This window comes from Gordonia sp. PP30 (assembly GCF_023100845.1).
Taxonomy (GTDB): domain Bacteria; phylum Actinomycetota; class Actinomycetes; order Mycobacteriales; family Mycobacteriaceae; genus Gordonia.
Map to the genome: position 1 here is coordinate 1,527,072 of NZ_CP095864.1, position 21,600 is coordinate 1,548,671.

A 21,600-nucleotide genomic window follows, 5' to 3' on the forward strand; every position below is an offset into this window, starting at 1 on the left:
CCAGACGGCCCTGGGCGAGCTCGATAGCGACTGACCCCGGCGGATATGACGCGGATCGTGTCGCGCTTCGACAGATGTCGCGGATCTTGCCGGATCTCTCGGCGTGTCCGCGACAGATTTCGGGCCCGACAAGATCCGCGACATCTTGCTCGCCTGGCGTGTGGCCCATGCTGGTCGAGCGAAGTTGAGACCACCCTTCGGATCCGCTCTGGAAGTTCCCGCCAGGTGGCGGGGCGCAGACCGTGTCGAAGCCGAGCCCCGAAACTGGGGAGGGTAGCGTTACCGGGGTCGATGTGAGGGGGCGGGTGAGCACATTGCAGTCCGGCGAGGTCTTCGCCGGGTACACGATCGAACGGCTACTCGGGGCGGGTGGCATGGGCGAGGTGTATGTCGCTCGGCATCCGCGTCTTCCGCGCAGGGACGCCCTGAAGATACTGGCTCCGGGGCTCGCCGCCGACGATCAGTTCCGGCGCCGCTTCGAGCGGGAGGCCGATGCGGTGGCCGGGTTCAGTCATCCGAACATCGTGAAGGTGTACGACCGTGGGGAGGCCGAGGGGCGGCTGTGGATCACGCTGGAGTTGATCGACGGCGCGGATCTGACCGCGGTGACGGCCCGTGGGCCGGTGCCGTTCGCCGATACGGTGCGGTGGCTGGGGGAGATCGCTTCGGCGCTGGATGAGGCGGCCGGGTACGGGCTGGTGCATCGGGACGTGAAGCCGGCGAACACTCTGGTCGATCGTCGTGGCCGGGCGTTGCTGACGGATTTCGGGATCGCGCATCTGGTGTCGGAGGCGGCGGAGTTGACCGGGACCGGGATGACGGTCGGGACCGTCACCTACGCCTCACCCGAGCAACTGCAGGGTATGGCCGTCGACGCCCGGGCCGACCAATACGCGCTCGCGTGCACCGCGTTCGTGTTGCTCGCCGGAAGCGCGCCGTACGGTGGTGTGAATGCCGGGGCCATCCTGGTTCAGCACGTGACCTCGCCGATTCCGAGTGCGGTGCAACGCAATCCCGGCCTGCCGCCGGCGGTGGACGCCGTGTTCTTCCGGGCCCTCGCCAAGAACCCCGCCGACCGATTCCCGACGAGCGTTGCCTTCGTCGACGCGCTCGCCGGAGCCCTCGGCGGCGCGATTCATGCCGCACCGTCGCCGACGGTCCCATCCGCTCCCGGGGCTCCGCACTCGGCGACCGCCGCGGTGCCGACGGCTGTCGTACCGCCCGTCGTCGTGCCGCCCGCCCCGGCTGTCCCGGTGCCGTCCGCGCCCGTACCAGGGAGACGCCCGCGGCGATCGGGCCGGGTGATCGCGGGAGTCGCCGCCGCGGTCGTCGTGGTGATCGCGCTGGTCGTCGCACTGGTGGTGACGCTGGGGCGCGGCGACGACGGAGGTTCGGCGCGTAACGGCCGCCTCCTGGTGACCCCGGACATGGCTTCGCTGAAGAGCGCACCCACGGACCCGAAATGGGTGTTCACCGGGGCGGGTCCCCGGTCGGTGCAGGCGGTCGGCGGCAACGAACGATACGTGATGATGACTAGCGACGGTGGCTCCGGTGGCGCGACCGTCTACGTGGTGGACGCGCGATCGGGCAAGGGCGTCCACCAGTGGACGGTTCCCGGCTCGGGTGTCGTGCTGAGTTCCTGCCACGGTCTCGAGCCCGGCGACGCGGTGGTGTGCGCCACGGATGTCGTGGAGGGCGCGTACGTGATCATTGACCTGGCCACCGGCAAGCTCCACCCGTTGTCCGTGGGGCGCGGCGGCCGCGTGATCGTGTCCGGCGACACGGTCGTGACCATTGCCAAGAGCGGCGCGATCACCGCGTACGGCGCCGACGGAGCTGCGAAGTGGTCCGCGCAGAGTTCGGCTTCCGCGTGGCGACTCCCGGTCGAGGGATCACCGGTCATCGCGCTGTCCGATGGCCGGACGTTCACCGTCAGGGAGATCGCGACGGGACGGACGGTGTTCTCCGAGGACGCGGCGTCCGGGCTCGATCCGGAGCGGGAGTCCAGCTGGGGAGCCTTCCGCACGGGATTCGTCATCAACGCCGGCAATCGGGTCGAGTTGTACAACGCGGCAGGCACCAAGACTGCGACGGTCGAGGGAGGCTGGTCGCCGGTCGGCTATGACGAGGGTGCGAGCGCCACCGGGTTGCCGGTGCTCACTGACGAGGCGACCAAGCAGACGGCCACCTTCGACCCGGCGACCGGAAAGCCCGTCGCGACTGTGACGTGGCCCGAACCCGCGGGTCTGATCACCGGTGCGGTCGGCACCAAGGTCGTGGTGACGTTTCCGTCGGCCGGGACCGCCGCGTCGAACGGTGACGGTTACCCCTTCGGCTGGTTCGACGCGTACGACGGGAAGACCGGGACCTTCGACGCGCAGTTCGGGACTGCTCTCGGTACCGACGGTGAGCGCCTGCTGGTCTCGCTCGATTCGGACAGCTTCGCCGCGTTCGGGATCGACTCGTCCACCCCGCTGTGGCGCCAGACGCTCGACGATCGGTACACGCTGCTCGCCGTCGGCGGGAAGCTGTACGACCGCAACCGTCGCCTGCTCTGAGCGACCGCCCCGCGCTTCCCCGGCCCCGGCGCGCCCGGCGATCGGTCGCGGATCGTGTCGCCGGTCGACACATGTCGCGATTCTTGCCGGATCCGGCGGCGTGTCCACGACAGATTTCGGCCGCGACAAGATCCGCGACGTCTTGCTCCCGCGGTGCCCAGATCGTCGGCCGTGTGGAGATGTGCTGCTAGGAGGGCGTTTCGACACGATCTCGGCTAGCGCCTCGATCGGCTCAACGGGCTGTGGGGGCGAGTCGGCTCAGCGGGCTGTGGGGGCGGGTCGGCTCAGCGGGCTGTGGGGGCGGGTCGGCTCAGCGGGCTGTGGGGGCGAGTCGGCTCAGCGGGCTGTGGGGGCGGGTCGGCTCAGCGGGCTGTGGGGGAGAGTCCGCTCAGCGGGCTGTGGGGGCGGGTCGGCTCAACGGGCTGTGGGGGAGAGTCGGCTCAGCGGGCTGTGGGGGCGGGTCGGCTCAACGGGCTGTGGGGGCGAGTCCGCTCAGCGGGCTGTGGGCGGATCGGCTCGCCGGGCGGTGGGGGAGGGTCGGCTCGATGGGTGGTGGGGGCGGGTCGGCTCGACGGGCTGGGGGCTCGTCCCAGAGGAAGTGTCAGTAGACGTCGCGGCGGTAGCGGCCGGCGGTGCGCAGTTCCTCCAGGCGGGCGCGGGCGGCGGTGTCGTCGAGGCCCTCGTTGGTCGCGATGATCGAGACCAGGGCGTCGTCGACGCTGGCGGCCATGGCGTCGGCGTCGCCGCAGACGTAGAGGACCGCGCCGTCGCGCAGCCAGTGGTAGAGGTCCTCGCCGTGGCCGTCCATCAGGTGCTGGACGTAGACCTTCTCCTCCTGTTCGCGGGAGAAGGCCACGTCCAGGCGGTCCAGGACGCCCTCGGCGTGCAGTTCGTGGATCTCCTCGCGGTACAGGAAGTCCTGGTCGCGGCGGCGGGCGCCGTGGAACAGCCAGTTGCGGCCCGCGCCGCCGGCGGTGGCGCGCTCGTGCAGGAAGCCGCGGAAGGGGGCGATTCCGGTACCGGGGCCGATCATGATGATGTCGGTGTCCGGTTCGGGCAGGCGGAAACTCTTGTTCGGGGTCAGGTAGATGCCGACGGTGTCGCCCGGCGTCACCCGGTCGGCGAGGTACGTCGACGCCGCGCCGCCGCGGTCGCGCCCGTCGCCCCAGTCGTCGGTGGCGAAGTGCCGGACGGTCGCCGGGGTCAGGTGAATGGTCCCGGCGTGCACGTTCGGCGACGACGAGATCGAGTAGGTGCGCGCGGCGAGCGGCCGGAGCTCGGCGAGCAGCGCCTCCGGGGTCGGCGTCCAGTCGGGTTCCAGGTTCAGCAGATCGAGCACGTCCCGGCCGCGCGCCCAGGCGTCGAGGTCGGCCCGGTCACCGTCGAGCAGGGCGGCCGCCGCCGTGTTGCCGAGGGCCTTCGCCAGGTGGTCGAGCAGATACATCGACACCGAGGTGATCTCGAACCCGTGGGTGAGCGCGTTCGACAGCGTCTGCGAGCCCTTCCGGTCGGTGATCTCCGTCTCCGGCGGCACGCCGAGCCGCGCGATGATCGCCGTGACCAGCGACGGGTCGTTGGTGGGGAGCACCGAGACGGCGTCGCCGGGCTCGTATTCCAGACCCGCGTCGGCGACGTCGAGCACCAGGTGACGAACCTCCTTCTCGCTCTCCGGGGCGGTGAGGAGGGTGTTCTCGATGACCCGCGCCTCGTAGGGATTGCGGCGAGACCAGCGGACCTTCTTGGCCCGGCCCGCGGGCCGCTCGGATTCGGTCGTCATGGTCGTAATCTACCCCGCGGTACGCGCGGTACCCGTCAGGCTCGGGCGGTCACGAGTGGTCGCGCAGATCATCGATCAGCTGCTCCCATCCGGCCCACGTCGACTCGGTGATCGGGCCGGTCACCGAGGCGAGGAAACAGCACCGGCCGTGGCGGTCGTACAGTTCGACGGCGCTCGTGCGTCCGCGCGAGCCGTCGGCGCGGGTGAGCCAGCAGTGCTCGATGTCATTGAAGTCGATCATGGTGCTGGTGCCGCCGGACGCCATGACCATGACGCCCGCGTGTTCGCGGACCCCGTCGAGGCGGTCGTGATGGATCGCGAGGATTCCGGGTGCGACGGCGCAGGTGGTGATCGGCATGGACAGCCGGGCGGCGTGCGTGAGCGCGGCGACGACCTGCGACGACGCGACGCGCATCGCGCCGGCCTGGGTTCCGCTCGCCAACGCTGCACCGCGCCGGCATCCGCGGTCGGTGAGCACATCGTCGAGCATCGCGAGCTGGTCGCCGGAGTCACCCGGTGTGCTCGGTCCTTCGCCGAGGTGGACTCCGGCCAGTCCGCCCCCGCCGACCGACGGCCCCACCAGGGACAGCGACTCGAAGACGAGCCGGTCGGAGCCGCGCGTCAGATAGACGGCGTGCGCGATGGTGCCGTCCCGGTCGAAGAAGCGCAGCGTCGGGGGAGTGCGGTCGACCGGTTCGGTGATCACCATCGGCCCCAGCGCGGCGGGCCGCACGCGCAGGGCGATCGTCCTGGCCGGTGCGAGGAGGGGACCGCCCGCGCCGATGGGTGCGGCATGCGCGCCGGTGGCGCTGGTCAGCACCGGGCCGGCGGCCGTCACACCGACCACCTCATCCAGCAGGGGCAGCGCACTCAGGACGATGTCGACCGGACCGTCGAGGAGAGTGCTCGCCGATCCCGGCGCGTCGAGCACCTGCTCCAGGTCGGTGCCGCGGCCCCGCGCGCGTGGACACCTCCGGCACGGGCAGTCGTCCGGGCGTGACCGATCCTCCGGCTGCTGTCCATTCATCAGTACACGTCCCTGCAGTACCGCTTGTCCTTCTTCAACTCACCGACGTACAGGCCGGCCTTCTCGGCATCGATGCCGCCGTGCCGGGCGACGATCTCGGTCAGCGCGACGTCGACGTCGTGCGCCATCCGGCTCGCATCACCGCACACGTAGAGGTAGGCGCCGCGCTCGAGCCATCGGTAGAGTTCCTCGCCCCGCTCGCGCATGCGGTCCTGGACGTACACCTTGTGCGCTTGGTCGCGGGAGAAGGCCAGATCCAAGCGGGTGAGCCCGCCGTCGGCGCGGAACTGCTCGAGCTCGGCCTCGTACAGGAAGTCCGCGTCGCGGTGCTGATCGCCGAAGAACAGCCAGTTCTCGCCGACGGCGCCGCGAGCCGCCCGCTCGTGCAGGAAGCTCCGGAAGGGGGCGATACCGGTGCCGGGCCCGACCATGATGACCGGGGCGGCGTCGTCCTCGGGCAGCCGGAACGCCTTGTTCGGGGTGATGTAGACGTGCACCTGCTCGCCGGTCGCGCGGCGGTCGGCCAGGAAGGTCGAACAGATGCCGCCTCGCTCCCGATTCTCCGAGGTGTAGCGGACGGTCGCCATGGTGAGGTGCACGGTGCCGGGGTGGGCGGCCGGCGACGACGAGATCGAGTACACGCGCGGCGCCAACGGGCGCAGCTCGCCGATCAGTTCCTCCGGCGTCAGCGTGAGCGACGGATCCACGTTGAGGACGTCGAGCACGTCCCGGCCCCACAGCCAGGCGTCGAGTGCGTCGGTGTCGCCGGTGACCGACAGGTGCGTCAGTTCGTCGTCGCCGGTGCGCGAGGCGACGTAGTCGACGAGATACTTCGACGGGGTGGAGATCTCGTAGTGGTGGGTGAGCGCATCGCGCAGGGTCCGCTGCGTCTTGCGGTCGGTGATCACCTCGTCGCCGGTCGCGCCGATCCGGGACAGCAGCGCGGCGACCAGCGTCTCGTCGTTCACCGGCACCACGCTGAGTCCGTCGCCCGCCTGGTACTCGATCCCGCTGTCGCCCAACGAGATCACCACGTGCCGCACCTCCTTGCCGGAGGTGGGGCCCGAGAGGATCGAGTTCGCGAGAATCGTCGCGGGGTACGGCCTCTTGCGGCCCCACGCGACCTCTCCCGGGTCCTTCGACGACGGCGACGGAGACGGCGCCGTCGTGCTGAGCGCGGTCGCCGGAGCGTCGGCGAGCGCTTGCAGCGCACCGGGGAGCCACGCGTCGGCCGGGCGCTGGAAGTCGACGTCGCACTCGACCCGGTCGACGAGACGCTGGGCCCCGAGTTCGGCGAGCCGGCCGTCGAGGTTCTTCGCGGCCTGACAGAAACCGTCGTAGATCGAGTCGCCGAGCCCGCACACGGCGTAGCGCAGACCCTCCAGGCGCGGTGCGCCGGCCTCGGCGAGCGCGCCCCAGAGATCCTCGGCGGCGTCGGGCATGTCGCCCTCGCCGTACGTGGACACGACCGCCAGCAGTTTGCCGGACGCGGCGATGTCCGCCGCGGTCAGGTCGCCCATGTCGGCGACGCGCACCCGGAAGCCGAGGCTCGCGGCCGCCTCGCCGGCCTGCTCGGCGATCATCTCGGCGTTGCCGGTCTGGGTGCCGTAGGCGATCAGCAGCGGGCCCGGACCACCGGCCGGCGCGAGCGTGCTGGTCGCCGTTCCCGCGAGGGCCGCGTCGGCCACACCGGTCGGCATCGCCATGCGCGTGTGCAGACCGGACATGAACCCGGCGAACCAGGCCTTCTGCTCACCGGTGAACGGGATGTCGGACGGAATGTAGGGGAGTTCCATGGGGACCGCCTTCTACCTCGGGGCGGCGACAGCCGCGGGGTCGGTGGACGAGGCCGGCGCGGGAGGGCGCATGGCCTCGGCGATGTCGGGTACGGCGCGGGTGGCGAACAGTTCGGCGAAGCTCGTGAGTTCGCCGAGCACTTCCCGGTTCCGCGCGTCCTGCAACAGGAGCCAGCCGTAGGTCGCCGGCGCGTCCATCGACCGGACGTTGCGCAGCGCGAGCGCCTGCTTGTAGTCGGTGACCCGTTTGGCGCCGATGAGCGCCGCGAGATGCTCGGCCGGGTACTCGGCCAGGATGTCCCGCGCGTACCGGGCCACCCGGCCGAGCAGATCGAAGTCCTCGGTCAGGACCAGATTGCGGGCCGCATGTGCGACGGTCTTGTCGTTCGCCGTCAGGCGGGTGCCGTGCCGCGACTTGCGCAGGCGCCGCGCGGCCACCTCCCGGGCGAGCTCGAACACGGTGAAGGCGGCGAGGAGAGCGTAGGTGGCCTCGTCGTCGGTGTGCCCGAACGCGGGCACGGCGCCGTCGATCACCGGGACCCCGGTCCGGGCGCCGCGCTTGAGTGCGCAGACCTGGTCGACGGCGATGGCGCCGGACAGTTCGTCGAGCAGCTCGCGACGATCCAGCGTCGCCATGATCGTCGCCGAATCCTGGTGCACGACGAGCGCTCTCGGCATCGCGTAGGTGATGTAGTGCCGTTCGGTCTCCCAGTTCTGGAGGAGGCGTGTCGCGAGCCGCGAGCCGGTCGCGTCGGCGTGCCACTGCACGAGCTGGAACACCGCGGCGTGGTGCAGCGCCGCGAACGGGTCGTCGACACCGGTGATCGAGCCGAGGATGACCGAGTCGGCGCTGACATACTCGTCCACGCGGCACGCGGGGTCGTACTGGTAGAGGAAGCCGCCGCTCATCCCGTTGGCCAGGCCCTTGCCGTAGCCGCCGAGATTGAGCACGGCCCCGCCGGTCATGTACTCGCAGCCGTACTCGCCGAGCCCCTCGACCACGGCGGTCGCTCCGGAGTTCCGCACGGCGAAGCGGTCGCCGGCCTCACCTTCGACGAACAGCCGCCCGCCGGTCGCGCCGAAGAGCGCGAAGTTGCCCACCAGCACGTTTCCGCCGGCCGACGTCGAACCGCCGCCGGGTGACGAGATCACCACGGTGCCGCCGGACATCGACTTGCCGACGCCGTCGTTGCAGGTGCCGCTGTGCGTCATGCGCAGGCCGTCGTTGCAGAAGGCGGCGTACGACTGTCCCGCCGAACCCGTCGTCGGGATCGTCACCGCGTCGGGTGCGAGGTAGCGCCGCCCGCGCTCGTCGTGCAGCACGGCGGTCAGGGCGTCGGCCCGTTCGGCGTCGAGTTCCCAGTTGAGGAGGCGTTCGAGGTCGATCGCCAGCCGGCCGCCGACGCTCTTGTCGCGGTTGCCCAGGTGTACGGGCTCGGTGACGACGGTGCCGGAATTCCGCTCGACGAGGGCGCGGCGGACCTGCTCGAGGAGCGCGTCGTCGACGCGGAAGTCGGCCTCGTAGTAGATCGGCTCGTCGATCACCGACTCGGGAACGACGGCGAGCAGCTTGTCCGGGCGAATGGTGCCGACCATCGCGGGATGGTCGATCACGCTGAGCAGGTCGGCTCGGCCGCGGGCCTGACGGAGGCTGCGCAGCCCAAGGCCCGCGAGGATCTCGCGGACATCGGCGGCCACGTTCAGCAGGTACTGCGCCATCGCGCGCGGATCGCCCTCGAAGAGTTCGGGATTGGTGGTGAGGCCGGCCGGGCACTTGATGTTGCAGTTCTTGGCCATCACGCAGCCGATCGACATGAGCGCGGCGGTGCCGAACTCGAAGCTGTCGGCGCCGAGCAGAGCCGAGACGACGACATCGCGGCCCGTCTGGTGCGCCCCCGACGCGCGCAGGATCACCTTCTTCCGCAATCCGTTGGCGCACAACGCCTGATGCACCTCGGCGAGGCCGATCTCGGCGGCCCGGCCGGCGTATCGCAGGCTGGTGACCGCGGCGGCACCGGTGCCACCGGTGTTGCCCGCCACGTTGATGACGTCGGCGCCGGCCTTCGCCACGCCGACGGCGATCGTGCCGATGCCCTCCGATGAGACCAGCTTCACGATCACGCGCACGCGGGCGGCCTTGCAGTCGTGGATCAGCTGGGCCAGGTCCTCGATCGAGTAGGTGTCGTGGTGCGGGGGCGGCGAGATCAGCTCGACACCCGGGGTGCCGCCGCGGGCCGCGGCGATCTCCACCGTCACCTTGGCCGCCGGCAGCTGACCGCCCTCGCCGGGCTTGGCGCCCTGGCCGATCTTGATCTCCAGTTCCCGCAGGTTCGGATCGGCCAGGTAGCCCGCCCAGATGCCGAACCGGCCGGAGGCGAACTGTTTGATCGCCGAGGCCCGCAGGGTGCCGTAGCGGGAGATGTGCTCGCCGCCCTCCCCGCTGTTGCTGAGGGCGCCGACCATGTTGGTGCCGTGGGCGACGGCCTCGTGCGCCGCCGCGACCAGGGCGCCGTGGCTCATCGCGCCGGACGCGAACGCCGGGGTGATCTCGTGTGCGGGCATCACCAGCTCGAGCGGTACCGCGTCCCCGGCGGGCGCGATCGCGAGCACGTCGCGGACCGTCGACGGCCGCTCGGCACGCGCCGCGGCGATGTCGGCGGCGAACATGCGGTAGGCGTCGGTGATCGCGAATCCGTCGATCTGCTCGTCGGTGAGCCGGTCGTAGCCGCTGCCGTCGTAGACCTTCGCGGTCAGCCCGAACGCGCTGTTCAGTTCGGCGAGGGTCAGCGTCCGCAGAGCGTCCGGGGCGCCGGCGCCCACCGCGTCGGGCGAATCGCGCTCGGCACCGTCGTAGGTGAGCCCGGCGGCGTTCATCTCCTCCCAGCGGCGGACGGCCGTCGCCCCGAACGAGTGACCGGCGCCGTCGGCGCGCTCCTTGAAGAGGCCGAGCAGCGGCAGGTCGCGGTCGCCGGTGAGCTCGCCGGTCATCGCCGCGGTGTGGGCGGCCACGAGGGCGTCCGCGATCGGGGCCAGGCCGACACCACCGGCGGGCGAGGTCATGGTGCCGAACCACCGGTGCAGGTCGGGGTCGTCGGTGTCGAGGAAGTTGGGTTCGAAGAACTCGCCGCCGATGTAGCTCTCGACGGTGCACAGGCCGACCCGGCCCATGGTCTTGCCGAGCGACTTCTCGGCCGCCTTGCGCCACCGATCGAACGCGGCGCCGGCGCCGTCGGGCCCGAACATGTCGACGGCTCGCCGCAGCACGGTGTGCGGATGCACGGCCGACGCGCCGAAACCGAGCAGCAGCGCCAGGTGATGGCTCGATTCGACCTGGCCGGAGTCGACGACGATGCTCACCCGCAACCGCAGGCCCGCGGCGATCAGGCGCTGGTTCACGGCCGACACGGCGAACACCATGGGGAGGGCCATCGCGTCCGGCCCGATACGCCGGTCGGTGAGCACCGCGATGCCGCCGGCGGCGCCGGCGAAGGCGACCACGTCGTCGCACAGCGTCTCGATGGCGGCGGAGAGCGCCGCCGCGCCGCCGGCCTCGCCCGGCACCGGCGACGTCGCATCGAATTCGGCGACCGGGACCCGGCGCTGGGTCGTCAGGACGTCGAGCTGGTCGCCGGAGATCACCGGCGAGGTGAGCACGATCTGGCACGACGTCGCGGACTCGTCGCCGCGCGCGCGGGCCGAGGCGAAGACCTGCGGGCGGGCACCGAGCGCGACGCGCATGGTCATGGCGTCGGCTTCCCGAATACTGTCCAGCGGCGGGTTTGTCACCTGCGCGAACCGCTGGCTGAAGAACCGCGCGACGCTCGGCTCCCGATCGGTCAGCGCGTTGATCGCGAGTCCGAAGCCCATCGCCGAGATCAGTTCCCCGCCGGTCTCGATCATCGGATCGAGGAAGAAGCGGAAACTCTCCTGGTCCAGGTAGTACGCGCGGTAGCGCTGGTGATCGGTGAGCGTCGTGGCCGGCGGGGTCTGCCGGGGCCCGTCGACTCCGGTCAGTTCGGCGAGATCGACCTTGGCGGCGGCGAGCAACGCGGGGTAGTCGGCCGCGGCGGCGAGCTTCTCGTACACCTCGTCGGTGGTGTACGTGCGCTGTTCGCGGTGGTCGTAGTAGATCATTCCGCCCGCGCGGACGCGGCCGCGGGAGAGGACCGTCGACGGTTCGATGTCGATCTGTCCCGCCTCGGAGAAGACGCAGAGGTAGTCGGCGGTCTCGACCGAGCGGAGCGGGCGCAGGCCGAGCCGGTCCAGGCGGGCGCCGATCACGGTGCCGTCGCCGAACACGACGGCCGCGGGACCGTCGTTCTTCTCTTCGTAGAGCGAGAAGTACTCGAACATCGCGCGGACGCGCGGGGAGAGGGTGAGGTCGTTCTCCCAGGCCGGCGGCATCATCGAGACGATCGCGGTCACCAGGTCGAGGCCGTCCTCGATGACGCGTGTCGCGACGGTCTGGTCCAGCCGTGAACTGTCGGACTGACCGGGCGGCCGGACGACGGTGCGCCGCGCGGCGGCGGCCGCGGTGGTCTGGGCGATCCGGTTCTTCTTGTCGGTGTTCAGCTCGCCGTTGTGGGCCAGGTAGCGGAACGGTTGCGCGATCGTCGGATGCGGATCGGTGTTGGTGGAGAAGCGCGTGTGGAAGTACAGGGTGTGCACGGCGTGGTCGGGGTCGGCGAGATCGACGAAATAGTCGATCACCTCGTGCGACGAGAGCCGGCCCTTGAGGACCTGGGTGCGGGCTGACAGGGAGAGCGGGTACAGGCCGGTCAGCGCCGGGTCGGCGTAGCCGATCGCCTCGATGTGCAGCAGCGCTTCCTGGACCAGCAGGTCCAGGCCGGCCGGGCTCGGGCACGGATCCGGGGCCGCGAACACCCACTGGCGGATGGGCAGCTGGGCCGCGGGTCCGGCCGGCGGCAGCGCCGAATCATCCACCGGCACCTCGCGGTCGGCGAGGACGGTGAAGCCGCGATCGGTCATCGTGGAGGTGATCAGGCGCGCGGCCTGCGAGGCCGCGGCGTCGTCGCCGGGGAGAAAGAAGTTGCCGACGCAGAAACGGCCGAGCCGCAAGTCGCGCTGACCGGTGATCTTCCGGAAGAAGGCCTGCGAGAGGTCCATCGAGACGCCGCCGCCGTCGCCCACGCCCTCGGCGTTGATGCCGCCGCGGTGCGGCACCGAACAGAGGGCCTCGGCGGCCATGGTGATCACGTCGTGGCTCTGCACGCCGTCCTTGCGGGTGATGAAGCCGACGCCGCAACTGCTCTTCTCGCCCGCCGGATCCCACAGGGTCGCGGCAGCAGTGGATTCGGGTCGCAATGGACTCACCTCGCAGACAGGGATACCCGGGATACGGGCATGGGGCCGGTGGGCGCTGCGACGGTGAAGCGACACACGTGTGAACTGAACTTAGCTTAGGCAACACTAAGTAGAAATGAAATATCCGTCACACTCCGGTCGTCCCGGCGCCGCGCGGCGAGCCGCTCGATTTCGCCCGGCCCGACGGCCTGTGGAATAATCGATCGGTCAGTCCGGTTCCGGTTCACATCGGGGTCTTCGCACCGATGACCCGGCGACCACAGAGATTAAGGACCCAGCGCATGAAGCAGCAGATTCATCCCGAGTACGTGGCGACGACCGTCGTCTGCGGTTGCGGTAACACCTTCGAGACCCGGAGCACCGAGAAGGACGGACGGATCAACGTCGAAGTCTGCTCGCAGTGCCACCCGTTCTACACCGGTAAGCAGAAGATTCTCGACACCGGCGGCCGCGTGGCCCGCTTCGAGAAGCGGTACGGCAAGCGCCAGAAGTAGCTCGCAGACGACGCCCGGCTCACGATCGTTCCGATCGCAGGCCGGGCGTCGTTCGCATCTACTTCCATTTCGACAGGCTCAATGAGCGGCATCACAACGACTCAATGAGCGGCATCACAACGATTGAGAGCAACACCAGTGAGCAGGCAGGCAACCGCGATCGACGACGTCCTCGCCGAGCACGCCGGTCTCGAGCAGCAGCTGTCCGATCCGGCGCTGCACGACGATCCGGCCAACGCCCGCCGCGTGGGCAAGCGCTTCGCCGAACTCGCGCCGGTGATGGCCACGTACACCAAGCTGACCGCGGCCCGCGACGACCTCGAAGCCGCGCGTGAACTGGCCGAGGCCGACCCGGCGTTCGCCGAGGAGGTCCCCGGGCTGGAGGAGACCGTCGCCGAACTCGACGCCGCTCTGACCGACCTGCTGGCCCCGCGCGACCCGCACGACGGCGACGACGTGGTGCTGGAGGTCAAGTCGGGTGCCGGCGGCGAGGAATCGGCGCTGTTCGCCGCCGACCTGGTCCGCATGTACCTCAAGTACTGCGAGAAGCGCGGCTGGAAGACCACCGTCCTCGGCGTCACCGAGTCCGACCTCGGCGGCTACAAGGATGTGACCCTCTCCATCAAGGCGCGCGAGGCGAGCCGGGACGGGGTCTGGTCGCGCCTGAAGTTCGAGGGCGGTGTGCACCGAGTGCAGCGCGTGCCGGTCACCGAATCGCAGGGGCGTATCCACACCTCCGCGGCCGGTGTGCTGATCTATCCCGAACCCGACGAGGTGGCCGAGGTCGCCATCGACGAGAACGACCTGCGCGTGGACGTCTACCGCAGCTCCGGCAAGGGCGGCCAGGGCGTCAACACCACCGACTCGGCGGTCCGCCTCACCCACCTGCCGACCGGCATCGTCGTGACCTGCCAGAACGAGCGTTCCCAGCTGCAGAACAAGGCCCGCGCCATGCAGGTGCTGGCCGCCCGGCTGCAAGCCGCCGCCGAGGAGGAGGCCGCGGCCGAGGCCGCCGCCGGCCGCGCCGCGCAGATCCGCACCGTCGACCGCTCCGAACGCATCCGGACCTACAACTTCCCGGAGAATCGCATTACCGATCACCGCATCGGCTACAAGGCCAACAACCTCGACGCGGTCCTGGCCGGCGACATGGACGCGTTGCTCGGCGCCCTGGTCGAGGCCGACAAGCAGGCCCGCCTGGAGCAGTGAACGGCTCCGTGATCTCCGCCTCGGCGCTGCGCGCGGCCGGGACGGCCACCCTCGCGCGGGCCGGTATCGACTGTGCCGCGGTCGACGCCGCCTGGCTGCTGGCCCACGTGCTCGGCACGCAGCCCGGGCGGCTGCTGCTGATCGACGACGTCGACGCCGCCCGGCGCGCCGAGTACGAGGCCCTGATCGCGCGCCGCGCCGAGCGCATCCCGCTGCAACATCTGACGGCGACCGCGCACTTCGCCGGCGTCGAACTCGCCGTCGGGCCCGGGGTGTTCATCCCGCGCCCGGAGACCGAACTGCTGGTCGAGTGGGCCGCCGGGATCTGCGCACGCGAGCACTTCGGGGCCCAGACGATCCGCATCGCCGACCTCTGTTCGGGGAGCGGGGCGCTGGCGCTGGCGATCGCCACCGCGGTGCCGCGGGCGCGGGTGATCGCCGTCGAACGGTCGCCGGAGGCGCTGGCGTATCTGCGGCGCAACGTGGCCGCGCAGCCCGGCGGCGTGTCCGAGCGGGTGCGTGTCGTCGCCGGCGATGTCACCGATCCCGGGGTCTGGGAACTGATCGGGCCTTGCGAGGTGATCGTCAGCAATCCGCCCTATGTCCCCGCATCGTCGCTGGTGTCGCCGGAGGTCGGTCACGACCCGGCCGAGGCCGTCTTCTCGGGGGAGAGCGGCATGGACGTGATCACCGCGATGGTTCCGCTGATCGCGGGGTCCCTGGTGCCCGGCGGCACGGTCGCCATCGAGCACGACGACACCACCGGCGGGCGTACCCGGGACGTCTTCGGGGCCGATGGCGCCTTCACCGAGGTCGTCGGCCACGACGATCTGGCCGGCCGCCCCCGATACGTCACCGCGCGACGACGCCCGGTGACCGCCGTGCAAGGATGGAACGCGTGAGCGCCGTCTACGACTGCAGTGACCCGGACGAACGAGCAGCCGGATTGCACGCGGCGGTCGGCGCCGCGCGCGGCGGTCGCCTGGTGGTCCTGCCGACCGACACCCTCTACGGCATCGGCTGCGATGCGTTCGACGCCGAGGCGGTCGCCTCGCTCCTCGCCGCGAAAGGCCGCGGTCGTGACATGCCGGTGCCGGTCCTGGTCGGCTCCTGGCACACCGTCGACGGCCTGGTGCAGCGCGTCAGCCCGCAGGCCCGCGCGCTGGTCCAGTCGTTCTGGCCCGGGGGCCTGAGCATCGTCGTCGAGCAGGCGCCGTCGCTGGCGTGGGATCTGGGCGACGCCGACGGCACCGTGATGCTGCGCATGCCGTTGCACCCGGTCGCCATCGAGGTGCTCCGCGAGGTCGGACCGATGGCCGTGTCCAGCGCGAACGTGTCGGGCGGCACGCCGTCGTCGACCGTGGCGCAGGCCCGCGACCAGCTCGGCGACTCGGTGGCGGTGTACCTCGACGGCGGGCCCGCCGAGCACGCGGTCGCGTCGACCATCGTCGATCTGACCGGCGAGATCCCGCAGGTGCTGCGTGAGGGCGCGGTCTCGATCGACGAGATCGCCGACGTGCTCGACCTGCCCGTCGCCGACCTGCGCCCCGCGAAGGACGACGCGCGGTGACCGGAGCGAACCCGAACGACCCGCTGGCCGCCGCCGATCCGGCGATGGCCGCCCTGATCGACCGCGAACAGCAGCGGCGCCGCCGCGGGCTGCCACTGCTGGCCGCCGAATCGGTCGCCACCCCGGCGGTGCGCGCCGCCGTCGGCTCGGTGCTGGCCGACAAGTACGCCGAGGGTTACCCGGGGCGCCGCTACCACGCCGGCTGCGAGGTGGTCGACGAGGTGGAGGAGCTGGCGCTGGCGCGGGCCCGCGACCTGTTCGGCGCCGACTACGCCAACGTGCAACCGCTGTCCTGGGTGCTGGCGAACCTGGCCGTCCTGGCCGCGTTCGCCCAGCCCGGCGACCCGCTGCTGTCGCTCAGCCTGCGGCACGGCGGCCACCAGACGCACGGCTCGCGCGCCAACTCCTCGGGCCGCTGGTTCACCGTGGTGAACTACGGCGTCCGCGAGGACACCGAACAGATCGACTACGAGAAGATGCACGAGCTGGCGATGATCCACCGCCCGCGCATCCTGGTGGCCGGCGGCACGTCGTACGCGCGGACCTGGGACTACGCCCGGCTGCGGGCCATCGCCGACGAGGCCGGCTGCATCCTCTGGGTCGACGCCGCCCACCTGGCCGGACTGGTGGCCGGGGGAGTGCTCGAGTCTCCCGTGCCCTACGCCGACGTGGTGACGGTCGCGACCAACAAGGTGATCCGCGGACCGCGCGGCGGCCTGCTGCTGGCCCGCGAAGAACACGGCGGGGTCCTGGACCGCGCCGTGTTCCCGTTCCTGCAGGGCGCGCCGCCGATGCACGCCATCGGCGCCAAGGCCGTCACCTTCGCCGAGACCGCGACCCCCGGCTACCGGGACTACGCGTCGTCGGTCGCGGACTCCGCGCGCGCCCTGGCGAGCGAACTCGCCGACCGCGGACTGCGGCCCGTCGCCGGCGGCACCGACACCCACCTCGGCATCGTCGAGGTCACCGCGCTGGGCATCACCGGGCGCGAGGCCGCGGTCCGGCTCGCCGCCTCGGGCATCTACGTCGACAAGGCCGTCACCCCGTTCGATCCGGCGCCCGTCGCGCAGGGCTCGGCGATCCGCTTCGGCACGGCCGCGGCCGTCGCCGAGGGCCTGACCTCCGCGGATGCGCCGGCCGTCGCCGACCTGATGGTCGCCGCGATGCGCACCCCGGCCGACGATCACGCGCGACACGAGGCGCTGGCGCAGCAGGTCGCGGCGCTCGGTGCTCGGTAGCCTGGGCATCGTGACTGGACCCGGAAGCGGCGTGGGGCTGCTCGCGCTCGACGCTGTCGGGGGCGCCGGTGTACCGCTGCGCGAACTCGGTCTCGTCGCCCTCACCGCCACCGGGATCACCTACCTGCTCACCTCCCTGGTCCGCGTCTTCGCGGTGCGGGCCGGCGCGGTCGCCGTCCCGCGCGAACGCGACGTCCACGTGATCCCCACCCCGCGGCTCGGCGGCGTCGGCATGTACGCCGGGGTGGTCTGCGCGGTCACCCTGGCCTCACAGCTGCCCGCCCTGAACCGCGGCTTCGCCTACTCGCACGACATGATCGCGGTGGTCACCGCGGGCCTGGTGATCGTGCTGGTCGGCGTGATCGACGACCGGTGGGGGCTGGACGCGCTGACCAAGTTCGTCGGTCAGCTCACCGCGGCCGGAGTCCTGGTGGTGATGGGCGTCAGCTGGAATTCGCTGTACGTGCCGTTCGCCGGGATTCAGACGGTGGTGCTCGACCCGCTGCAAGCGGGACTGCTGACCGTCCTCATCACCGTCACCACCATCAACGCGATGAACTTCGTCGACGGGCTCGACGGCCTGGCCGCCGGGCTCGGCCTGATCGCGGCCAGCGCGATCCTGATCTTCTCGCTCGGCCTGCTGCACGATCAGGGCGGCGACGTCAGCTACTACCCGCCCGCGCTGATCACCGCCGCGCTCGCCGGGGCGTGCCTGGGCTTCCTGCCGCACAACTTCTCGCCGGCCCGGATCTTCATGGGCGACTCCGGGGCGATGCTCCTCGGACTGATGCTGGCCGCGGCGGCGACGAGTGCGTCCGGCCGCCCGGCGCGCAGCGCCTACGGCACCGCGGACCTGTTCACGCTGCTCTCGCCGCTGGTGCTGGTGGCCGCCGTGATGTTCATCCCGATACTCGACATGGTGATGGCGGTGATCCGCCGCACCCGCGCGGGCGTCGGCTTCTACACGCCCGACAAGATGCATCTGCACCACCGGCTGCTCGAACTCGGGCACTCGCAGCGGCGCGTCGCCCTGCTCATCTACCTGTGGGTCGGGGTGCTGGCGTTCTCGGTGGCCGCGTGCACGCTGTTCTCCCCGCTGACCGTGGCACCGTTCTTCGCCGCCGGTCTGCTGATCGCCCTGACGGCGACCTTCGCGCCCCGGATCCGGCGGCGCCGACTCGCCAGCCGCTAGGGGAGTGCCCTAGCCTGGTCGGCGTGCCCAGCAACAGCGATAGCCCCGAACCCGGACCGGACGAGCCCGGTGACGTGACCGTCACCGAGACCACGTACGACTCGCTCACTCCCCTCAAGAACGGTCTGCGCTACGGCCTGTTCGGGCTGCTCGCCCTCACCCTGATCGGCCTCGCGATCTGGTGGCCGGTCAGCGGCCTGCCCGGAGTGTGGGGCGTGCTGATCGGCGCGGGTGTCGGTGGCTCGTTCATCCTGCTCACGGTGCTCACCATCATGGGTACCACCAAACTGCCGCCGTCGACGACGATGATCGCGGTGATGGGCTCGTGGTTCCTCAAGATGGTCGTGGTGCTGGTGGTGATGGCGATGCTGTCGAACATGCACTTCTATTCCAAGGGCGCCCTGGTCAGCATGCTGATCGGTGCCATCGTCGCCGTGCTGGGTTCGGAGGTGTGGGGGGTGCTGCGCACCAACCAGCCCTATGTCGATCCGGACAACGCCGACGCCGGGAAGTGACGAGTCCCACTCCGGAGCCCGCGACCTGCTACTACGCCTGATAGTAGGGGTCCGATCCGGGCGCCGGGAGGCCGGTCACCAGGGCCGGATTACCTGCACGAAGTAACCACTTGATAAAGTTCTGAGCGCACGACAACCGTCTTCGCAACGCCGTGAGGCGCTGTAGATGGTTCGTGCCCGCACAGATTGCCGATCGGACCGACAGCCGGACTGACTGTCTGGTCCCGAACACGGGAGAGAACGCTGAGCGTCATCCTTGCCGCCGCCGAGTTCCACGCGCCGAGCCTGAACGACTTCTTCCCGAAGGCCGTGGCCTTCGCGGACACCCCGTTCGCTCTCGATCGTCTGATGATCATCCGGCTGGCGGTCGCCGGCCTGGTCGCGCTCTTCTTCGCGCTGGCCATGCGCGGCGCCAAGCTGGTGCCGAGCGGTATGCAGAACGTCGCCGAATCCATGCTCGACTTCGTCCGGATCAACATCGCCGAAGAGATCCTGGGCAAGGAGAACGGCCGCAAGTTCTTCACCCTCATCGCGACGATCTTCTTCGCGACGATCTTCCTCAACCTGACGTCGATCATCCCGTTCCTGAACATCTCGTCGAACGCCCGGATCGGTATGCCGCTGGTGATGGCCGCCGTCGCCTACGTCACCTACGTCGGCGTCGGTATCCGCAAGTACGGCTTCTTCGGCTTCATCAAGTCGTCCATCGTGCTGCCGGGTGTTCCGATGGCGATCCAGCCGCTGCTGATCCCGATCGAGTTCGTCTCCACCTTCATCCTCCGGCCGTTCACGCTGACCGTCCGTCTCATGGCCAACATGCTGTCCGGCCACATCATGCTGGTGCTGTTCTTCGCGGCCACCCAGTACTTCCTGCTGAGCGGCACCTGGCACATCGTGTTCGCGCCGTTCTCGCTGATCGTCGGCGTCGGCTTCACGTTCTTCGAGCTGCTGGTCATCGGCCTGCAGGCCTACATCTTCGCGCTGCTGACGGCCGTCTACATCGACCTGTCGCTGCACGCCGATCAGCACTGACGCCCGCCGTCAGCGCCCCAGACCGCCCGACCCACCACCACAGACTGACTCACTCGCCCGCCCGGGCGGGGAGCCACCCAAGAAAGAAAAGGGAATCGCAAGATGAGCTACATCGCCCAGACTCTCGCCGACACCAAGACCACCTTCGAGGGTTCCGGCTTCGGCGCCATCGGTTACGGCCTGGCCGCCATCGGCCCGGGCATCGGCGTGGGCATCGTCGCCGGCAAGGCCATCGAGGGCATCGCCCGTCAGCCCGAGCTGGCCGGCCAGATCCGCACCACCATGTTCCTCGGTATCGCACTCTCCGAGGCGCTGGCGCTGATCGGTATCGTCGTCGGCTTCATCTTCTGATCTGAGCTATCGACATGATCAACACCACTGGAGTCCTCTACCTCGCGGCCACGGCCGGCGAGGGCACTGAGGAGCAACCGAACCCGCTGCTTCCGCACTGGTACGACATCATCTGGTCGTTGGTCGCCTTCGCCGTCGTTCTGTTCGTCTTCTGGAAGTTCGTGGTACCGATGTACCAGAAGGTGCTCGACGAGCGTCGCGAGACCATCGAGGGCGGCATCGAGCGCGCCGAGGCCGCTCAGGCCGAGGCGAACGCGTCGCTGGTCGCCTACCGCGAACAGCTCGCGGGCGCTCGTGAAGAGGCGTCGGCGATCCGCGACGAGGCGCGCCAGCAGGGCACGCAGATCATCTCGGACATGAAGGCTCAGGCCACCGCCGAGAGCGACCGGATCATCGCCAACGGTGCCGCGCAGCTGCAGGCCCAGCGTCAGCAGGTCGTCGCCGAACTGCGCAACGACGTCGGTCGCCTGTCGGTCGACCTGGCCGAGAAGCTCGTCGCCACCGATCTGTCGGACGCCACCAAGCAGGCCGGCACGGTCGATCGCTTCCTCGCGGAGCTCGACGACGTCGCCGACCCGGCCGCGAAGTAAGAGTCTCGATGATGTCGGAGCAGGTGCAGGTCGGCGAACCCGGGTTCGCCGCACCTGTTGCCGTTCCGTCGCGAAACGCCACCCAAAAGGAATGTAGGTAGATGTACGCAGCATCAAGCCGTGAGGCCCTCGACGGGGCTCGGGTCGAGCTGGAAGCCGCCCTGCGCGGCGTCACGACCGACGACGCAGTCACCACCGGTGAACAGCTGCTGTCGGTCGCCGAGACCGTGTCCGACAACCGTGCGCTGCGTACCGCTCTGGCCGACTCGGTCACGCCGCCTGACACTCGCGCGGCGATCGCCCGCGAGGTTCTCTCCGGCAAGGTCACCGAGGTCACGCTGCAGACGGTGGCGTCGGCCGCCGCGCGCCACTGGTCCAGCGACGCCGACCTGGCGGACGCCCTGCTCGAGCTGGGACGCGAGTCTCTGCTGCAGGCCGCCAAGCGGGAGGGCCGCCTGGACACCGTCGAGGAGGAGCTGTTCCGTCTCGGCCGCGTCGTCAAGGAGAACACCGAGCTGGAGCAGGCCCTGTCCGACCGCACGCGGTCGCAGGCCGATCGGGCGCGGCTGCTGTCCGGGCTGATCGACGGCAAGGTCGACGACGTGACCAAGCGGCTCGCGGTCCAGGCCGTGACCACCTCCACCGAGGCGCCCGGCGATGTGATCGACGAGCTCTCCGGGCTCGCCGCCGCCGCGGGTGGCCGCAAGGTCGCTTACGTGACGTCCGCCGGTGAACTGTCGGCCGCCCAGCGCACCGCGCTGGCCGGCAAGCTGTCCGCCATCTTCGACGCGCCGGTCACCCTGCACGTCGAGATCGACCCCGAGCTTCTCGGCGGTGTCGTCGTCCGCGTGGGCGACGAGCGCATCGACGGAAGCATCGCCGGCAAGCTGGCGGCCCTGCGCCGCGGCATGCGGTGACCCCCACTA

General features: G+C 70.4%; 16 protein-coding genes. 12 read left to right on the top strand and 4 right to left on the bottom strand.

What is annotated here, in order from left to right:
- The first annotated feature begins 305 nt into the window (after positions 1-305).
- On the top strand, positions 306-2,558 hold the full coding sequence (locus MYK68_RS07040) for a protein kinase domain-containing protein (RefSeq protein ID WP_247867161.1): 2,253 nt from the start codon (positions 306-308) through the stop codon (positions 2,556-2,558).
- 601 nt (positions 2,559-3,159) lie between these two features.
- Here the strand turns inward: MYK68_RS07040 and MYK68_RS07045 are convergent.
- Genes MYK68_RS07045 through MYK68_RS07060 form a run of 4 tightly spaced genes read right to left on the bottom strand, consistent with a single transcriptional unit; the run spans position 3,160 to position 12,483 of the window.
- Complete coding sequence (locus tag MYK68_RS07045; RefSeq protein ID WP_247867162.1) at positions 3,160-4,335, bottom strand: diflavin oxidoreductase; 1,176 nt, start codon at positions 4,333-4,335, stop codon at positions 3,160-3,162.
- A gap of 49 nt (positions 4,336-4,384) precedes the next feature.
- A complete protein-coding gene (locus tag MYK68_RS07050) occupies positions 4,385-5,362 on the bottom strand; it encodes a ChuX/HutX family heme-like substrate-binding protein (RefSeq protein ID WP_247867163.1) in 978 nt (325 codons plus the stop codon).
- Positions 5,362-7,158 (bottom strand): sulfite reductase subunit alpha, encoded by a 1,797-nt coding sequence (locus tag MYK68_RS07055; protein WP_247867164.1) that lies wholly within the window; start codon positions 7,156-7,158, stop codon positions 5,362-5,364. The genes MYK68_RS07050 and MYK68_RS07055 overlap by 1 nt, the downstream gene beginning before the upstream one ends.
- Positions 7,159-7,170: 12 nt before the next feature.
- Entirely contained in the window at positions 7,171-12,483 is a 5,313-nt protein-coding gene (locus MYK68_RS07060) for a glutamate synthase-related protein (RefSeq protein ID WP_247867165.1), read from the bottom strand.
- A gap of 281 nt (positions 12,484-12,764) precedes the next feature.
- Here MYK68_RS07060 and rpmE point away from each other — a divergent pair, with 281 nt between their 5' ends.
- The 11 genes from rpmE (at position 12,765) to MYK68_RS07115 (ending at position 21,591) form a co-directional block, all read left to right on the top strand.
- On the top strand, positions 12,765-12,977 hold the full coding sequence (gene rpmE, locus MYK68_RS07065) for a 50S ribosomal protein L31 (protein WP_247867166.1): 213 nt from the start codon (positions 12,765-12,767) through the stop codon (positions 12,975-12,977).
- Positions 12,978-13,115: 138 nt separating this feature from the next.
- Complete coding sequence (gene prfA, locus MYK68_RS07070; RefSeq protein ID WP_247867167.1) at positions 13,116-14,186, top strand: peptide chain release factor 1; 1,071 nt, start codon at positions 13,116-13,118, stop codon at positions 14,184-14,186.
- Positions 14,183-15,088 carry a peptide chain release factor N(5)-glutamine methyltransferase gene (gene prmC / locus MYK68_RS07075; RefSeq protein WP_247867168.1) on the top strand — a complete coding sequence of 302 codons (906 nt, stop codon included), beginning with the start codon at positions 14,183-14,185 and terminating at the stop codon, positions 15,086-15,088. The genes prfA and prmC overlap by 4 nt, the downstream gene beginning before the upstream one ends.
- Entirely contained in the window at positions 15,085-15,756 is a 672-nt protein-coding gene (locus MYK68_RS07080; RefSeq protein WP_247867169.1) for an L-threonylcarbamoyladenylate synthase, read from the top strand. The genes prmC and MYK68_RS07080 overlap by 4 nt, the downstream gene beginning before the upstream one ends.
- A 44-nt stretch (positions 15,757-15,800) precedes the next feature.
- Positions 15,801-16,994, top strand: a complete 1,194-nt coding sequence (glyA, locus tag MYK68_RS07085; protein ID WP_247867957.1) for a serine hydroxymethyltransferase — start codon at positions 15,801-15,803, stop codon at positions 16,992-16,994.
- Positions 16,995-17,004: 10 nt separating this feature from the next.
- Positions 17,005-18,186 (top strand): glycosyltransferase family 4 protein, encoded by a 1,182-nt coding sequence (locus tag MYK68_RS07090; RefSeq protein WP_283255283.1) that lies wholly within the window; start codon positions 17,005-17,007, stop codon positions 18,184-18,186.
- Positions 18,187-18,209: 23 nt separating this feature from the next.
- Positions 18,210-18,701, top strand: coding sequence for a Cg1360 family ATP-synthase-associated protein (locus MYK68_RS07095; RefSeq protein WP_247867170.1), 492 nt, complete (start codon positions 18,210-18,212; stop codon positions 18,699-18,701).
- 210 nt (positions 18,702-18,911) lie between these two features.
- Positions 18,912-19,733 (top strand): F0F1 ATP synthase subunit A, encoded by an 822-nt coding sequence (gene atpB, locus MYK68_RS07100; RefSeq protein WP_298446630.1) that lies wholly within the window; start codon positions 18,912-18,914, stop codon positions 19,731-19,733.
- Positions 19,734-19,835: 102 nt separating this feature from the next.
- On the top strand, positions 19,836-20,084 hold the full coding sequence (locus tag MYK68_RS07105) for an ATP synthase F0 subunit C (RefSeq protein ID WP_247867171.1): 249 nt from the start codon (positions 19,836-19,838) through the stop codon (positions 20,082-20,084).
- A 14-nt stretch (positions 20,085-20,098) separates the two neighbouring features.
- Positions 20,099-20,674, top strand: a complete 576-nt coding sequence (locus tag MYK68_RS07110; protein ID WP_247867172.1) for a F0F1 ATP synthase subunit B — start codon at positions 20,099-20,101, stop codon at positions 20,672-20,674.
- A 101-nt stretch (positions 20,675-20,775) separates the two neighbouring features.
- Positions 20,776-21,591: a F0F1 ATP synthase subunit delta gene (locus MYK68_RS07115; protein WP_247867173.1), complete on the top strand. Its 816-nt coding sequence runs from the start codon at positions 20,776-20,778 to the stop codon at positions 21,589-21,591.
- The last annotated feature ends 9 nt before the right edge of the window (positions 21,592-21,600 follow it).